Origin of the sequence: Arthrobacter sp. Soil736, from assembly GCF_001428005.1 — a bacterium.
Lineage (GTDB): Bacteria > Actinomycetota > Actinomycetes > Actinomycetales > Micrococcaceae > Arthrobacter.
In genome coordinates, this window is sequence record NZ_LMSB01000024.1 from 12,949 (window position 1) to 28,741 (window position 15,793).

Sequence of the window (15,793 nt, forward strand, 5' to 3'; positions counted from 1 at the left end):
GACTTTCATGTCCGGGTGGATCGGGCGGATCTCTGAGGCGATGGATCCCCTTTGACCCTGCGCCTCGTAGACAGTCGCCGTACCCAGTGTCAGCAACCGTTGTAACTGCTTGCTGGCAACAGCCCCGTTTGCCAGGGCGTCGTTATGTTCCTGAATTCTTGTCATTGGGATCGGCGTGATGCCTGGTCTCCTTCTGGTTTGCGACGGCGGACGGGAAACGATGTCCGGGGCGGCGTTGAGGTAATCCATGCCGCAGCGCCGGTCGGCACCGGCGCGCTGCCGTCCTCAGGCCGGTTATTGATCCTTTGTTCGATGAGCGATCTGCTCTTCATCCGGATTGTCTCCTTGCATTGGGTTGGGCGAGCCCCCCGCACTTCGTTGTGCCTCACGTCACACTAAAGCACAATGAGAGAGCAGTCGCAAGTACGAGTTTGCTCGCAATATATTCCACAGTCATCGAAGATTTTGGGGTTTTGCGTCGCCGAAACACAACACTCCCTCCGGAAATACAGCGGAGACTACCGCTTATCTTGATTTTGAGACACCGACCTTGCCAACTTGCGACTACTGTCTTAGTTTGGAAGAGAAGTCGCAAATATTGGAGAAAACTTGAACTTGTATCGCGCATCAGCAGCCATCGACCGCGTTGTCGCCACTTCCCTCCGTCCCGTGGGGGGAGCGGCCCCGGCCGGGGCTCTTTCGCTGTCCATGGGCGAACCGGATTTTGATACGCCGCGGGAAATAGTCGAGGCTGCCGTCGAAGCCCTCCACGCCGGCTGGACCCACTACGGAGATGCAAACGGTGATCCGGACCTGCGGCAGCACATTGCCGACGAGGTTTCCTCCGTGTCCGGGCATACGGTCGGGCCGGAATCTGTCCTTGTCACACATGGGGGTTCGGCAGCCATCACGGCCACAGTCCTGGCGACTGTGGATCCCGGAGAAGGGGTTGTCATTCCGGAACCTACCTACTCCCTCTATCCGGATGCCGTGCGACTGGCTGGCGGGGTTCCGGTCTTCGTGCCCACCAGGCCTGATAACCAGCTTGATGTGCCCGCCTTGCTCGACGCCGCTAAGGGCGCCCGCCTGATCACACTCTGTAATCCGGTCAATCCCACCGGCGCCGTTTTCAGCAGGCGTTCTCTCGAGGAACTCGCCGAGGGGTTGGCAGGAACAGACACATTGGTGTTGGTCGACGAGGCCTACGCCCACCTTGTGTATGACGACACCTTCGTCTCGTCACTGGCTATCGAGCCGTTGCAGGAACGCTTGGTCTATTGCCAGACTCTGTCCAAAACGTACGCGATGACGGGATGGCGGATCGGCTACATAGCTGCGCCACCGGAGCTCATCGGTTCAATCCGTGCCGTGCACAGGACCATGAACAGTGCAGTCAATGCCGCGGCACAGCGGGCATCGCTGAAGGCGCTCCAGCTCGGCCCGGGAATTTCGTCCAGCATGCTTGAGGCCTATAGGGAACGGCGCGACTACGTGGTGGAACGGCTGAAGAACATCCCTGGAGTGGAGTTCACCGAGCCGAAGGGAGCTTTTTACGCCTTTTTCCGCTATCCCCAAGCCCTACCATCACCTGAAATGCTGGACCGATTCAAGCGATACGGGGTTATCCTTCGAGCTGGAAGTGAGTACGGGCCCTCGGGGGAGGGGCATCTGAGGCTGTCCTTTGCAGCAGACCTCGATACCCTAAAGACTGCCCTTGATCGCATTGAACAAGGAATATTGGAGATACAGGGGTGACCGTCCTGGCTGCTGAACAGCTTTCAAGCCCGCCGTCCGTTCGGAGTCGTCGAGACACCGTCCGAAACAAGCGGCGGCTCCTCAATGCTGCCGGAGAACTTCTGCGTGAGGATCCCCAGAACGCCTCCATGCCTGCGATTGCGGAGAAGGCCGAGCTCTCAGTAGCCACCGCCTACCGCTACTTTCCAACTCTGGAAGAGCTACACAAGGAGTATCTGCACGGCGTCCTGGTGAACCTGCGCGATTACAGCCTCGGTTCCCCGCTGCATGGAAAAGCTCTGTTTGAGGATGTTGTGGCCCGCCACGTGAAACTGCTGGAGACTTACGGTCCGGCCATGATCCAGCTCCGGTCCCGGGAAGGCTTTCTGACAAGGCTGCACCGCGGCGACGAAGTCATAGGTACGCTCCACGAAGCCTGGGAGCGCCCCGTGCGGGAGGTTATCAGGGAGCTGGGTCTCTCCGAAGGTCTTTTTGACTTCGCCCTCATGTTCTGCAACTCGCACTTTGATCCCCGTGAGGTGGACGACCTCTTGAAAAACCGCGGGAGCCTCAGTGAAGCGGCAGCCATCAGGATACTCATTAACGCGTTTTATGGTGCCCTCAAGGGCATGGCCGAAGGCTAGGCAAGCAAACCTTCGCGCGCCCTCCTCGATGGAGGGCGTAATTTTTGCCAATGCCCAGCTGAGGGACATGCACGACGGCCGCGCGACCGCTACACGTCAGGAAGGGCTTCACTCCTAAAAGCTGATCAGCTTCCAGGGCAGGCGGGTCGGGTTGCCGTGGGAAACATCGAGCGAGGTCTCCGCGCGGCTCAAATCCTCGTCACGGAGCAGGGTGCCCGTTGCGATGCGTGCGTTGTTGGACGCGACAACCCGGCCGTTAGGCCCGAGCAGGATCACCGCCGGCTCGCGGAGCTGAAGCGCCCGGAGGAAGACTCCCTCAAGATTCGCGAGGGTCAGGTCGCACCCGAGGACGTGCATGCCCTGTGCGGTTTGAGCGGGAACGCAGAGGGTGATGATGTTGACGTTGATGCCGCCGAAGTCGACATAGGGACCGACTGCCACCGGCCCTCCGGTGGAGGAGGGAAGGGTGAACCACTCCCGGCCTGTGTAGTCGTAGTAGTTCAGCGAGTCCGGATTGAGGTCGTGGGTGACGAAGCGGGGCCCGCCTTTGGGCTGTGCCCTCCACCATTCGAGCCAATGCGGCGCCTCGGGGAGGCTCCCTGGGGCGTAGGCGATCCCGGCGCCGACGATGAGGTCAGAGTGCAGCCTAATGAAATCGGCCAGCTCTTGCTTCAGGAACAGGAACTCGCTGCGGCGGGGGACACCGGGCACCGCTTCTGCGGCTGCCGTGACCGCGCCGGCGATCTTTTCCAGGTCCGCGAAGACGCGGTTGATGCTGGTGGAGAGGGTGACGGCGGTCCGCTCGAGGGCTTCTTTTACGGTCTCCACGTCACGCACCTTCTTCGGGCCGCATCGTCAACCTCAGATGCTGCTCAATCAAAAATTCCATCTCGCTTCGGCTGTGGTGCTCCGCTGCGCGGGCTGCGGCGTCGGCGTCCCGGTCTCTGATCGCATCGACGATCGCCTTGTGCTGGTCCACCAGTACGCTCTCGCTGCCGGAATGACCCGGGATGCCCCACCATAGGGTCATCAGTTCAGCCTCAAGTTGCAGCGCGGCCGAGGTCAGCCTGCTGGACTGCGAGGCAATGCTGATGGCCACGTGAAAGCGGCTGTCCATCCGGCGCCGCGCCCGTTCATCGGCAGTATCCCGGTGGCGATTGATCATCTGTCGGTGTTGCCTGCCGGGGAGCCGGGAAGGGCCGGACCCGCTCCGGGGAGGTGATGATCTCAGCGGCACGCAGGATCCCGGCGACGCCGGCCTCTTCGAACACCAGGCGGGAACATATGCGGCACCAACATACAGGATGGCCAGGATCGCGAGATACAGCTCGTTTGTCCCGGACGGGATCCGCACGCCGACCTTGTCTCCGGCGCCGATCCCGGCCTGATGGAGGCGCCGGCCATAGGCCCTCACGTCGCGGAGCAGCTCCCCATAGCTGAGTGAGGTCCGCCCGTCGTCCAAGGCAGAGGAGTCAGGGAACCGTTTGGCGGTTTCTTGGAGAATCTGAATCAAGATGCGCGGCGGAGCAGCGTCGGCAGCGCGGGCCAGCTGCGGGCGCTGGGTTGTCACCATCCCGGCTTGTCGGAGATCCGGCCGGAACGGGCGGCCGATCCGTTAGGCGCCAGCCAAAGCGCCGGATGTTACGGCCGCCGCGCATGCGGGCCGAGTGGCCCTTGCCAGGATCCGTGAGGCATCATTCCCCGTCGAATTGCGTGCGGAGACCTTTCCAAAATCTCTTCTCCGGCTGTCTATCCGTCCTGTTAGACTGCCGTCGACGGTGCGGCGAGACCGGAAGGAGACCCGGATGGCGCAGGCACGCAGCCCGTGGACCCCTGAGGATCCGTGGTGGGTCCGGGATAACCTGCGCGAGGCCATTGACCGTCTCGTGGCGCTGGGGTATGTGGTGCGCGGCGGGCAAGGCGAGGATCCGGAGCTCATCGACCCGGGAGGCTCCGCGGTGGAGACCTGGCGGGAGGATTACCCCTACGACGAGCGGATGTCGCGGGAGGAATACGAGCTCGAGAAGTACCGCCTGCAGGTCGAACTGCTGAAGTTCCAGTACTGGGGCCAGGACCACGGCCTCAGGAACGTCATCGTTTTCGAGGGTCGCGACGCCGCCGGCAAGGGCGGGACCATCAAGCGCTTCACCGAACACCTGGATCCCCGCTCCGCCCGCACCGTAGCGCTAAGCAAACCCTCCGACCGCGAACAGGGCCAGTGGTACTTCCAGCGCTACATCCAGCACCTGCCCACCGCCGGAGAAATCGTGATGTTCGACCGCTCCTGGTACAACCGCGCGAACGTAGAACGGGTCATGGGCTTTTGCACCGACCAGGAGTACCGCACCTTCATGGGACAGGCGCCGCTCTTCGAGAAAATGCTGGTGGACGCCGGAATCCACCTGAACAAGTTCTGGTTCTCGGTCACCCGCCACGAGCAACGAACCCGCTTCGCGATCCGCCAAATCGACCCGGTCCGGCGCTGGAAGCTCTCACCCGTGGACCTAGCCTCCCTGGACCGATGGGAGGACTACACGGAAGCCAAGGAACAAACATTCCTGCGCACCGACACCGACCACGCGCCGTGGATCACCATCAAATCCAACGACAAGAAGCGGGGNGAGCCGCCAAATCGACCCGGTCCGGCGCTGGAAGCTCTCCCCCGTGGACCTAGCCTCCCTGGACCGATGGGAGGACTACACGGAAGCCAAGGAACAAACATTCCTGCGCACCGACACCGACCACGCGCCGTGGATCACCATCAAATCCAACGACAAGAAGCGGGGACGGATCAACGCCATACGCTTCTTCCTGAACCAGTTCGACTACGACAATAAAGACATCTCGGTCGTGTACGAGCCCGACCCGCTCATCGTGCGCCGCGGCCGCGAGGCCGTCGGCGACTGATCGCGACCGGATGATGGCCCGGCGTGAAGGTCCCCGACCTCACATGCGCGATGAAAGTCGGCTGCCGACGCCTGCTCCGGTGCCGCAACCGTCGGCAGCCCAGGGCGCTCAGTCGCGTGTCGCGGCTCAGCCTAGGCTTGCGATGGCGGTATCCGCGGCCCGGTTCGGGAGCAGTTCCTCAAGGGGGTGCTCGGCGGGTTCCCCGTGGGTAGCGTCGATGGCATGCGTGACGACGTCGGCCAGGCTGCCGTTGCGCTGGTAGGCCTGCCGCTGTCGGGTGGCCCCCGTGCCCTGGTTGAGGATCCTCTGCAGAGACTGATCGACGTAGGCTGCGTCCGCGGTCTCCTCGAGTACGTCCCGGACGTGCGCGTGAAAAGCGGCAACGACGTTCCTGGCCGTGTCCGGCGTGTGCCTCACCGGATGGAGCAGGTCCCCGTGGACGCCGAACCGGCTGGCGCGCCAGGCACCCTGGCGCAGGATTGCGGCAGGAACCAAGTCAGGCGCCTGCCCGGCATCCCATTCCCGGGCGGCGGTCTCCACCAAGGCCCGCACCAGGGCCGCAATCAGGGCGGCGTCCCGGGCGTCCAGACAGACATCCGAAACCCGGATCTCGACGGTCGGGTGGCGGACGGACAGACGCGCGTCAAAGTCGGGGCTGGTGACGACTCCGGTGCCCGACAGCCGCGCCACCAGCGCGTGGTATGCCTCGGCCGAGCCGAAAACGTCCGTCGGCCCTGCGGTCGACCACCGGTTCCAGGCCTGGGTGCGGAAACTGGCATAACCGCTGTCGGTGCCGTTCCAGAACGGGGAATTCGAGCTCAGTGCTATGAGGGGCGGCAGCCAGGACCTGATCCGATCGAGGACCCCGACGCCTTCCTCATCCGAGGCGACGGAAACGTGGACGTGGTAGCCGCCCGTAAGCTGCTCCCGGGCCGTCAGGGCAAATTTCTCCATCAGCGCGTCGTAGCGGTCGCCGCGAGTGGCAAGGGGCGTGACCGGCGTCGGGGAGGTGGCGAGGGCTGCGATCCTCGCGCCTGTCTTCTGGGCGAGCGAGTCTGCATAGGTCCGGCCCGCCCGTATCTCGGCGGCGAGCCCGCTCAGGCTGTTGTGCGGGCGGGTGATGACTTCGAGTTGTTCCTGCTGCAGCTCGACAGCCAGCACGGGGAGGGGAGAATGATGGTCCGCCGCATGGTCACCGGGGTCATGGAGCCGCAGCATTTCTCCGGCCAAGGGCAGGGGACTGCCGTTATAGGGATCCACGATCAGGAATTCTTCCTCAACACCAAAAGTACGCACGTTACAAGTGTGGACGATGAAAGCGCCGGTGAAGGACAGGGCCTGACCGTTGCAGCACCTTGCCGACCCTGTGCTCCGTTTTACTCTGGTCCCGCACAGCGGGCACACGACTGAAGCGCGGGCAGCGGGATCTGGCCTCGTCATCCGCGCCTCCGGGGCGACGTTCTGCTGACCGATCGGTGCGCTTCTTTGGTGCGAAGTTCTGGACGAGTCCCGGAGTGCCGCCTTGGACAACGGGGGGCCGCATCACCGTCGGAGCATTAGCGCAGGTCAGGGGCGGTCCTGCCTGAGCTGCGATGTCACGGCTGGCTGGGCCGAGCACCCGTCACGCTGGAGGGGAGGCCCCAATCGTGTCCTCGAACGGAGCGGGGAAGATGTGAACGTGAGTGGGTCGGTGAAGATCTTCGTCCGTCCGGACAAACGACTCGTCCGTCGCGCCGCCGTTTTTTCGTCCCGTTCGGTCAGGAGCTGTTGCTTCGAGGAAGTCATTCACCAAGCGGGTTGACAAGCGGTCCTCCCTGCGAACTCTTCTTCTCGAATCGCCCCGTGCCCGCAGAGGGTGCCCATCCCGCGGGCTGCGGAGAAAACCCCGAAGGTGTCCTCCCCGCAGCCATTTGCGGCGCGTCGAAGTGAACGGCGGTGCTCTATTGAGAGACCGTGAGCTTGTAAGTCATGTCTATGGAAAAGTCTCCGAGTGTTCCGGTGAACTTGAGGGTGTGCTCGCCAGGAAGAGGGTTCTTGATCAGTGCGTAGTAACCGGCATCGGCGCAAGGCTCGTAGACTCCTCCGGGGGCGCCAGCGGAGGCTCCGCCGAAAATATTGTCGTCGGGAAGGGTGACGGAGAAGATGGGCGATTCTTCGTACTGCACAACGTCGGGGCCGATTGCCCTGCCGTCGAAAGTTACCGTGAGATTGCTGGCACTGTTTTTGACATCCACGCTCGCGACCAGTTTGCGGACGTAGGCTGGCGTTCGGTGGTCGGCCTGAGGTTCTATGTCCACGACATTGATGACGGGGAAGAACAGGTTGGTACCGGCGGGAACGGTGCAGGTCCGTTTTTCCTTGCCACCGGTGTTAAACGTGCCGGCTAGGAACCAGACGTCCCCTGTTTGTTGGTTGGCGCATTGCGCTCCCGTCTTATCCGTGAGTGGGTTTGTCGACGTTGGCTGGGATAATCCCCATATCCACCATTTTGCTGCCAGGGCGCTGTAGTCCTTGACATTGTCCTGTGCCGCGAATTGCACGGGCGTAGAGGAGACGGCGGGCGCGGCCAAGGCTGTGAGCGGCGCTGTTGTGATTAGTGTGGCCACGGTGATGAAGACGAGAAGCACCTTTTTCATGATGTGATCCTTCATTCAAGCGGGAGGGCGGAATAGCAACCGGAAGATGCGCCGCCGGCCCACACCGTCTTTTCCCGAACGGGCGGTCCGAACCATCGCATTATCCAGATCGTGCTCCGCCGACTGGAGTATTCCTTGGTGGCGCACCACCAGAATCTGATGGTGGAGACCGTTCGCCGTGAACATTCCGGGACAAAGCCCTGACTGCGGCGTGATTGGGAAGTGCCGCTGAATTACTCGGCCGGAATCACCGGCACAGCGGAACGATCGTATCCGGTGCGAATCCGCGACATAAGGGTGGTGACTACCTGTTATAGGCCTTGATGTACTCGTTAATGCGCTACAAGAAACTGGAATTGACGCGAGCTGTGTCGGCCACGTGACGAGAGGTTCAGGCCGTATCCCTAGCGGTTCGGCGCCGTGGCGGTCGAGCTGCATATATAGCCGAGTTCGTCGATGCAGATCAGGGGAGGACGCCGACTCCGATTTCGGTTCGTGCCTTGCGTGATCGCTCGGCGTCCTGGGTGTCCAAGGCGATGGGCTTCCGGTCAGGCCGTAGTGGTGGGGTCGTAGTTTTTCATGGGGTCCCCCTGACTTGCGGAAGCACCCCGCGCGCCCCACTGGGCGACAACCTAGCAGCGTTGCCCTTGACCGGCGAGGACCGTGAGCCGAGAGTGTTACATGTGAGGCGTGAGGCCGTTCGGGAGTATCTGGCGAGTGCCCTGTGGGCGATGCCGACGTGCGCCGTCGTCCTCGCGCTCATCGCGGGGGCGGGGCTCTCCACGGTGCAGCTCGGCGCGGAGTCGCCCCTCGCCGTCCTCCTATTCCAAGGGACGTCCGACGACGCGCGGAACCTGCTCATCGGGATCGCGAGTACGATGGTCACGGTCATCGCCGTCGTGCTCGGGCTCACCGTCGTGGCCCTGCAGCTCGCGTCGACGCAGTTCAGCCCGCGGCTGCTGCGGAACTTCCTTCGCGATGTCCCCAACCAGGTGACGCTCAGCGCGTTGATGGCCACGTTCGCGTACAGCACGGCGGGCCTCTACACCGTCGGCATCGCCGGCGGACAGCGCACTCAGGACTACCCGCGCCTCGCGGTGAGCGGCGCACTGCTGCTGCTGTTCGTGAGCATGGTCATGCTCGTCTTCTTCGCCCACCATCTGTCGCATTCGATCCAGGTGGACCAAGTCATGAAGGGCGTCGAGACGGCCACACTCAAGGTGATCGAGCGGTCGTTCGTCCCGGGCGATCCCAGTCTCCGCATGCCAAACCCGCCGCCCGGCGCCAAGGCCTTGCCGGCACCGCAGTCTGGATATGTCCAGGCCTTCCATGTCGAGGCGTTCGTCGGGGCGCTCGCGAGCCGAGGCCTCAGTGCCCGGATGGTGCCCATGGTCGGCCGACACGTCGTCGCCGGGGCCCCGCTCGCCTGGGTGTGGGGGAGCACGGGCGAGGGCGAGCGTCCCCTTGCCCCCGACGCTGGCGCTGAACTGGGCCAGGCGCTCGTACAGAGCGTGCGGATTGGCTACGAACGGACCCTTGAGCAGGATGTCGCCTTCGGGATCCGGCAACTCGCCGACGTCGCGTCCAAGGCGCTCTCGCCCGCCATCAACGACCCCTACACCGCGAACCAAGCGGTCGACCATCTCGGCTCGATCCTCGCGGCCCTCTCACTCCGGCAGCACGGCCCGCAGGCCGTGGCGGACGCGCAAGGCACCATAAGGCTGCACGTGCCGGCTCGCGATTTCGCCTATCTCGTGGATCTGGCCCTCGGACAGGTGCGGCGGTACGGCGCGAACGAGCCTCGCGTCGTCCGGGCTCTGCTGCGCGTGTGCCGCGATCTCGTGTGGTTCGGCGACGCAGCCCACCGCGCCGTAGTGCGGCAGTACGTCGAGACTCTCCTTAGCGATGTGACCCGGCTCGTGGCCCAGCCAGCCGATCGCGAACCTCTTCTCGCGGAAGGCGCGGCAGTGCTCAAGGCCCTCGACGTCCCGGGCGACACGACGGGCGCCGCTTAGCTAGCTAGGGCCACCGCAAAGGGCCGCCGCGAGGACGGCGCGAGCGCCGGCTGCAATGTGCGGCCACGGCGCCTCCCGAGGAAGGCAGCACCATGGCTACTGGCACCGTCAAGTGGTTCAAGAGCGAGAAGGGCTAAGGCTTCATCGCCCCCGACGACGGCCCGGCGGACCTGTTTGCCCACTACACGCTGACAGCCGCGGCTACCGAAGCCTCGAAGAGGGCCAGAAGGGGGTGGCTTGTGAATTAGTGGAATATCCGACGTTAGTGCTCTGGTGTGATTCGTTGTGGCGTATCAGAGCCCGGCGTCGGTGTCGCCTGCCCGGTTCGTCCTCGTTGCGGCTGGTGGCAGCACCGTTACCCGTTACATTTATTGGGTCCCCGAGGGCCGGGGATTTGGTGGCTGGGCCCGGTATGACTTTCTCCTGGATGACCGGGCCGAATCGTAATCGGCCGGGCTGCCCCGTTGACCGGTCATGCGAGTTCCGCCGTTGCGGTCCATGAGAAGTCTGAAGGGAGGAGGAGAACCGTCATGAGGCATTTCGAGTCCACAGAAGTGCTGGGACCAAGCGGGTCAAGAACCAGTTGGCGGGAAATTCGCTTGGGAAGGCTCCTGGCGCAGAACACGGAGTTGCCGCGCCCCATTGTCAGGGGAGCGCGGCAGTCGCATGGGATTGCTCAAAATCTGTCAGAAAAGGGGTGTGTAGAATGCGCACACTTTGGGCTTCGGACTCGGTCGTACGTCGGCCGGACTGGCTCGGATTGCCTATGTTTTCGGGACTTCCCAGTGTCGCAGGGGCTGGAATGCGGTTCGAGTCCCACCTCGGGCACAGTGTTTCCGCAGGTCAGGGGCGGTTTTTGAGCCACTGGCCGTGCGTACGTTGTGCACAGGTTGTGCTGGAGATCGCTGTGACTGGGTGTCAGCCGCGCGGTATGTAGTTGTCGTTGGCTTGTGGCCGGTTCCTTCCTTTCCTGGACTTGGCGGCTTTCTGCCATGCTGCTACTTCATTGCGGGGCCTGAGCGGACCGACATGACTTGGTTGGAGCCGGGGGAGTGGCGTTGCGCCGGCTTGTTGTTTGTTTCTGTGGTCATGACTGTTCATGGGGCTTGATCCGCTGAATCTCGCAGAGTGGGTTTGGGGCTGGCGTTGCGCTGGCGTTTGCCTTGGCTGCCCGGTCGGTGCGTTACCGCGCCATTGGAATTGGGGCGTCCTTCTGATCGAGGATCCGCGTACAACAGCCCTGTCGTGTGAGTGCGGCAGGGACTTGTGGTCACAGAAACATTTCAATTTGATTGATTCATAGGAACGCCTCTGGTCCCGCACAGCGTCGCGATGTGATGGTGGACTCCCTGGTCTCGCATCGCATTGCATCCTAGGAGGACATCGTGGAACCAGCAGCCGGCCTCGCGTTCGCCCTCGCTCTCTCCGGTTGTGGCTCAGGCGCCCCGGCGGCCGGACCCGCCTCGGCGAGCCCGCCGCCGTCGTCGAGCTCCGCGCCGTCCGACACGGCGCCCACCGCGACTCCGTCGGCTGAGACGAAGACGTTCGCCTTCACGACGCAGAAGCTCTCGCTCCGCTACCCGGCGGCGTGGACGGCCGAGTCGCGAACATCCCCCCGCGGCCCGATTACAGGGGAGTTCGTCATGTTTAAGGACGCCAAGGGCCGGACCTTGTTCACGGTGGACGTCGGCTTCAGCAGTTACGACTACGGCTGGCCGGTTCGGCGCACGGTCGTCGAGTCCGGTGCGGTCCCCGGCCTGTCCCAGGCAGGCTGGACGCCGGCGTATCAGTTTGCCTTTTACGCAGAGGAGCCCCTCTCCGGCCCGGAGTCCGGCACGGTCTGCACGCTCGCCCTGGTCCGTGAGGTTCCCCCTGACGGTCCGGGGATGCTCCGCGGGCTGCCGACGGGTGAACCCACGACAGCGCCATCCAACTGGACCGGCCCCTTCCTCGGGGTCGAGCTGAGCCAAGACATCGAGAAGTGCGGGGATGTTGCCGCGGCGAGGGCGTGGTGGGCATCGCAGGAGGGGCAGCAGTTTAAGGCCGTGCTGCTCAGCCTGACGGCGTCCTGACTGCGACCCCGTGTAGGCGAGCGTTTCCCCGCACGGCCTGTCATCCGCCCTCCTGCATCTCAGGTGAGGGTGTTGGTGGTCAGCGCCCCGGTGGCCGGGGTACTGGTCATGGACTGGAGCCGGTGCGGTCCGGGCTGCCCCGCGGCCGGCGAGGTTTAGTAGCCGGAGGTGTCTGCGAGGGCCTAACCTGTGCCGGCGGAATTATTGGTGAAGGAAATCGTTCCGTCAGCAGAGACCGGGGTGATGGCGAAGTTGGAGACGATCTGCCCTGGGCCGACTCCGGACGGCACCTGGCGCATAACAGGGTGCTGCCGCGCCGCCTGAATGGGGAGCGCGGCAGCCGCTTTGTGTTTGCTCGAATCTGTCGAAACCGCCATCGCAGAACTTTCAGTCGTCGGGAGCGTGGCAGTGATCGGTGGCGAGGATGCCAAGTGGGGCGAGGTCCCGCGCGCCATCGTCACCCTGCGCGAGGGCGCCACGCTCATCGAAGAACAGCTGCGCTCGCACCTGGACGGACGGCTCGCCCGCTACAAGATCCCCAAGTCCGTGGTGTTCGTTCATGAGGTGCCGCGCACTGCCAGTGGGAAGATCCGCAAAGTGGACCTTCGGAACCACTTTGCCGAATGATGCTCGTGCCCATTCCAATCGGGGATTCCGGTCTACTCGCCGATTCATTTTCGTCAGGAGAGTTTCCTCGGCGGCACGGGAGCGCCGTAGCTGCGGAATGCCACTCCTGCCCGTCGCCTTACTTGATGCGGCCTTCCGGGCCTAAGGTTGGGCGTGTAGAACCGTCGACAGGAGCACCCCCATGATTACCCTGCAGATCGAACACCAGGTCCGGGACTTCGGCATGTGGAGGAGGGCTTTTGATAGTGACCCACTGAACCGCGCCGCTTCAGGGGTGCTGTCATACCGGATCTCGCGTCCGCTCGACCAGGAGGACTACGTGATGCTGGAGATGGATTTTGATACGCAGGAGGCCGCTGTCGACTTCCTGGGCCGGCTGCAGAACGACACGTGGAAAACCGGTGTGACGGCGCCTGTGTTGGTCGGTGAGCCATCGACCAGAATCATCGAGACGGTCGCCATCGAGAAGTTAGCCGCCCCCTAACCCTTGTTCTGCGCTGTCGAATCACGGTCTCCGGACAATACCTTCTGGCAGGATCCGGCATAATTCCGCGGCTCGTTCCGCATCATCACATGGGGGAGAGTTCCGGGGCCGGCTGAAACCGGCGAAGTACGGCGTGCGGGCAAACTGTGCTCCGGATCGGCCTCGATGGGCGGGAGCACGATTTCACCGACCAAGCCCGATGGTTGGACGCGTTCTGTGTCGTACAGGAAGGCGCGGCGTTCGCCATAGCCCGCGGCACTGTCCATGTGTGTGCGTGAGCCGATTTCACGGTGCAGGGCCGGCCCGGACTGCCGGGGTTGCAGGGTCCGATGCCTACTATTGGTCCCGGCGCCATCAGCGGGCTACGTTTGGGATAAGCGGCTTGCCCCGGGGCCCGTTCCTTACACGACGGGTCTCCGGGGAAGCTCTATCGACTAAGGACGCTCACCATGGCATACAACGTCGCCCAGAAGCTCATCGCATCGCATCTGGTTACGGGGGAGATGATTCCGGGGTCAGAGATCGGTCTGCACATTGACCAGACCCTCACCCAGGACGCGACCGGAACCCTGGTCATGCTTGAGCTGGAGGCGCTAGGGCTCGACCGCGCACACACTGAGGTGTCCGTGCAGTACGTCGACCACAACCTCTTGCAGGCCGACAGCAAGAACGCGGAGGACCATGATTTTCTCCGCTCCGCCTGCCGTCGGTTCGGTCTGTGGTTCTCGAAGGCCGGCAACGGCGTGTCTCACCCAACCCACATGCAGCGGTTCGGCATTCCGGGCAAGACCATGGTCGGTTCCGACAGCCACACCCCGGCCGCAGGTTCGCTCGGGATGCTGGCTATCGGCGTCGGCGGCACCGAGGTGGCCCTGGCGATAGCGGGCGAACCGCTCTACCTCAAGATGCCGGAGATCTGGGGCGTGCGGCTCATTGGAAAGTTGCCGCCGTGGACAAGCGCCAAGGATGTCATTCTCGAAATGCTGCGTCGGCACGGCGTCCATGGTGGCGTTAACCGGATCATCGAGTACCACGGCCCCGGCCTCGCAACACTGACCGCGATGGACCGGCACGTGATCGCCAACATGGGCGCCGAACTGGGTGCAACGACGACGGTTTTCCCGGCCGACGATCAGGTCCGGGCCTTCCTGCGCTCCGAGCAGCGCGAGGGCGATTTCGCCGAACTTCTCGCCGACACCGATGCCACCTACGACGTGACCGAGGAGATTGACCTCTCCACAATCGAGCCGCTCATCGCGCTCCCCAGCTCGCCGGGCAATGTCGTTCAGGTGCGGGAGGTCGCCGGCAGGCCGGTGGAGCAGGTCGTGATCGGATCCTCCGCGAATCCGGGGCTCCGCGACTTCGCGATTGTCGCCGCAATCACCAAGGGGCGGCAGTCCCACCCCGGCTTGTCCTTCGACGTCAATCCCAGCTCCCGGCAGATCCTGCAGGACCTGACAAAAATGGGCGCGACCTTCGATCTCATCAGAGCCGGCGCCCGGCTGCATCAATCGGGATGCATGGGCTGCATCGGCATGGGCCAGGCTCCCGCGAACGGAACGAACAGCTTGCGCACGATGCCGCGCAACTTCCCGGGCCGTTCGGGCACCCAGGAAGACTCGGTTTACCTGTGCTCGCCCGAGACGGCCGCTGCGGCCGCACTCACGGGGACGATCACCGACCCGCGAGACCTGCGGGAGCTCTACGACCTGGAGTACCCCGAGCTCGAACTGCCCGCGGTGTCGAGCGTGAACCTGACGATGCTCGAGAAGCCTTTGCCGCCGGAGGAAGCATCCGAAGTGACACTGGTCAAGGGCGAAAACATCTCTTCGCTCCCGATCTTCGGGCCGCTCGCCGATCGCATCGAGGCGCCGGTCGCCATGGTCATGGGGAATGATGTCTCGACCGATGAGATCCTGCCGGCCGGTGCACGCGTTTTGCCCTACCGAAGCAACATCCCGAAGCTCGCCGAATTCACCTTTACCCGGATCGACGAAACCTACCCTGCCCGCGTCGCCCAAACCCGCGACACGTCCGGTCACATAGTGGTCGCCGGCGCCAACTACGGCCAGGGATCCTCGCGAGAGCACGCCGCGATCACCCCGCGCTTCCTCGGACTGCGCGCAGTAGTGGCCGTCTCGTTCGCTCGAATCCACTGGCAGAACCTAGCCAACTTCGGCGTCCTCGCACTCGAATTCACGAATCCTGCCGACCATGATCGGATCCAGCAAGGCGATGTGCTCCTACTGACAGGCACACGCGAGGCGCTCGTGACCGGCACGGCGATCCTCGTGCGCAACGAGACCCGCGATGAGGCCTACCCTGTGCGGCACGGACTGTCGACGCGTCAGGTTGACATGCTCCTTGCGGGTGGTCTCATCCCCTGGCTGCGCGAGCGAAAAGCACGCGACGCCAGCGATGCTTAAAGACTTTAGTCTCTGGGTCACGACCCGATGCCTACAACAGGCCGGGGCATTTGCACGCGCGCCAACATGGCCGCCGCCGCCCTGAACGAAGTCCACACGCTTCCGCACCAGCCGGCTCCGTGTTCAGTATGCAGAAGTGGCATGCCATAATCGGCCGATATCTTTAGTCCTCCGGCTGTTGTCCGTTATGTAGTTCACGGGGTTTGTGGACGGGTTAGCGTCTTGTCCGTCCACGAGGCAGGTGACGG

The 15,793-nt window shown here is 63.6% G+C and carries 11 protein-coding genes and 3 pseudogenes; 9 read left to right on the forward strand and 5 right to left on the reverse strand.

The genetic code is table 11. The features are described 5' to 3' along the window. The first annotated feature begins 708 nt into the window (after positions 1 to 708). Positions 709 to 1,755, forward strand: coding sequence for an aminotransferase class I/II-fold pyridoxal phosphate-dependent enzyme (locus ASG92_RS14900; RefSeq protein WP_082579518.1), 1,047 nt, complete (start codon positions 709 to 711; stop codon positions 1,753 to 1,755). Further along, complete coding sequence (locus ASG92_RS14905; RefSeq protein WP_200951983.1) at positions 1,752 to 2,378, forward strand: TetR/AcrR family transcriptional regulator; 627 nt, start codon at positions 1,752 to 1,754, stop codon at positions 2,376 to 2,378. The genes ASG92_RS14900 and ASG92_RS14905 overlap by 4 nt, the downstream gene beginning before the upstream one ends. Before the next feature lie 114 nt (positions 2,379 to 2,492). Here the strand turns inward: ASG92_RS14905 and ASG92_RS14910 are convergent, their stop codons facing one another. The 3 genes and pseudogenes from ASG92_RS14910 to ASG92_RS29875 form a co-directional block, all read right to left on the reverse strand. Next, the gene (locus tag ASG92_RS14910; protein WP_056629710.1) at positions 2,493 to 3,206 is read right to left on the reverse strand and encodes a cache domain-containing protein; all 714 of its coding nucleotides are present in this window, start codon (positions 3,204 to 3,206) and stop codon (positions 2,493 to 2,495) included. 1 nt (position 3,207) lies between these two features. Continuing rightward, positions 3,208 to 3,543, reverse strand: a complete 336-nt coding sequence (locus ASG92_RS29870; RefSeq protein WP_240987150.1) for an FCD domain-containing protein — start codon at positions 3,541 to 3,543, stop codon at positions 3,208 to 3,210. Between the two features lie 111 nt (positions 3,544 to 3,654). Beyond that, positions 3,655 to 3,951: pseudogene (locus ASG92_RS29875) on the reverse strand (AMP-binding protein); the annotation flags it as partial. A gap of 232 nt (positions 3,952 to 4,183) precedes the next feature. On the opposite strand from ASG92_RS29875, the gene ppk2 reads away from it, so the two are divergent. Together ppk2 and ASG92_RS27400 are read left to right on the forward strand one after the other, a co-directional pair. Next, on the forward strand, positions 4,184 to 4,998 hold an 815-nt coding region (gene ppk2, locus ASG92_RS14920; RefSeq protein ID WP_157372232.1), incomplete at its 3' end, for a polyphosphate kinase 2. Between the two features lies 1 nt (position 4,999). Then, positions 5,000 to 5,285: pseudogene (locus tag ASG92_RS27400) on the forward strand (polyphosphate kinase 2); the annotation flags it as partial. Positions 5,286 to 5,411: 126 nt separating this feature from the next. On the opposite strand, the gene ASG92_RS14925 reads toward ASG92_RS27400, so the two are convergent. Next, positions 5,412 to 6,581, reverse strand: a complete 1,170-nt coding sequence (locus tag ASG92_RS14925; protein WP_240987148.1) for a glutamate--cysteine ligase — start codon at positions 6,579 to 6,581, stop codon at positions 5,412 to 5,414. A gap of 644 nt (positions 6,582 to 7,225) precedes the next feature. Beyond that, a complete protein-coding gene (locus ASG92_RS14930) occupies positions 7,226 to 7,921 on the reverse strand; it encodes a hypothetical protein (protein ID WP_056629714.1) in 696 nt (231 codons plus the stop codon). A gap of 683 nt (positions 7,922 to 8,604) precedes the next feature. Between ASG92_RS14930 and ASG92_RS14935 the strand changes: the two genes are divergently transcribed. From ASG92_RS14935 to ASG92_RS14955, 5 genes and pseudogenes are all read left to right on the forward strand, one after another. Next, positions 8,605 to 9,936 (forward strand): DUF2254 domain-containing protein, encoded by a 1,332-nt coding sequence (locus tag ASG92_RS14935; protein ID WP_056629716.1) that lies wholly within the window; start codon positions 8,605 to 8,607, stop codon positions 9,934 to 9,936. A 1,385-nt stretch (positions 9,937 to 11,321) separates the two neighbouring features. Continuing rightward, the gene (locus tag ASG92_RS14940) at positions 11,322 to 12,008 is read left to right on the forward strand and encodes a hypothetical protein (protein WP_056629717.1); all 687 of its coding nucleotides are present in this window, start codon (positions 11,322 to 11,324) and stop codon (positions 12,006 to 12,008) included. 363 nt (positions 12,009 to 12,371) lie between these two features. Further along, positions 12,372 to 12,635 (forward strand): annotated as a pseudogene (locus ASG92_RS14945) (p-hydroxycinnamoyl-CoA synthetase); the annotation flags it as partial. A gap of 181 nt (positions 12,636 to 12,816) precedes the next feature. Continuing rightward, positions 12,817 to 13,119, forward strand: coding sequence for a hypothetical protein (locus ASG92_RS14950; protein ID WP_056629724.1), 303 nt, complete (start codon positions 12,817 to 12,819; stop codon positions 13,117 to 13,119). 449 nt (positions 13,120 to 13,568) lie between these two features. Then, positions 13,569 to 15,545 carry an aconitate hydratase gene (locus ASG92_RS14955; RefSeq protein ID WP_056629725.1) on the forward strand — a complete coding sequence of 659 codons (1,977 nt, stop codon included), beginning with the start codon at positions 13,569 to 13,571 and terminating at the stop codon, positions 15,543 to 15,545. Positions 15,546 to 15,793 lie beyond the last annotated feature (248 nt).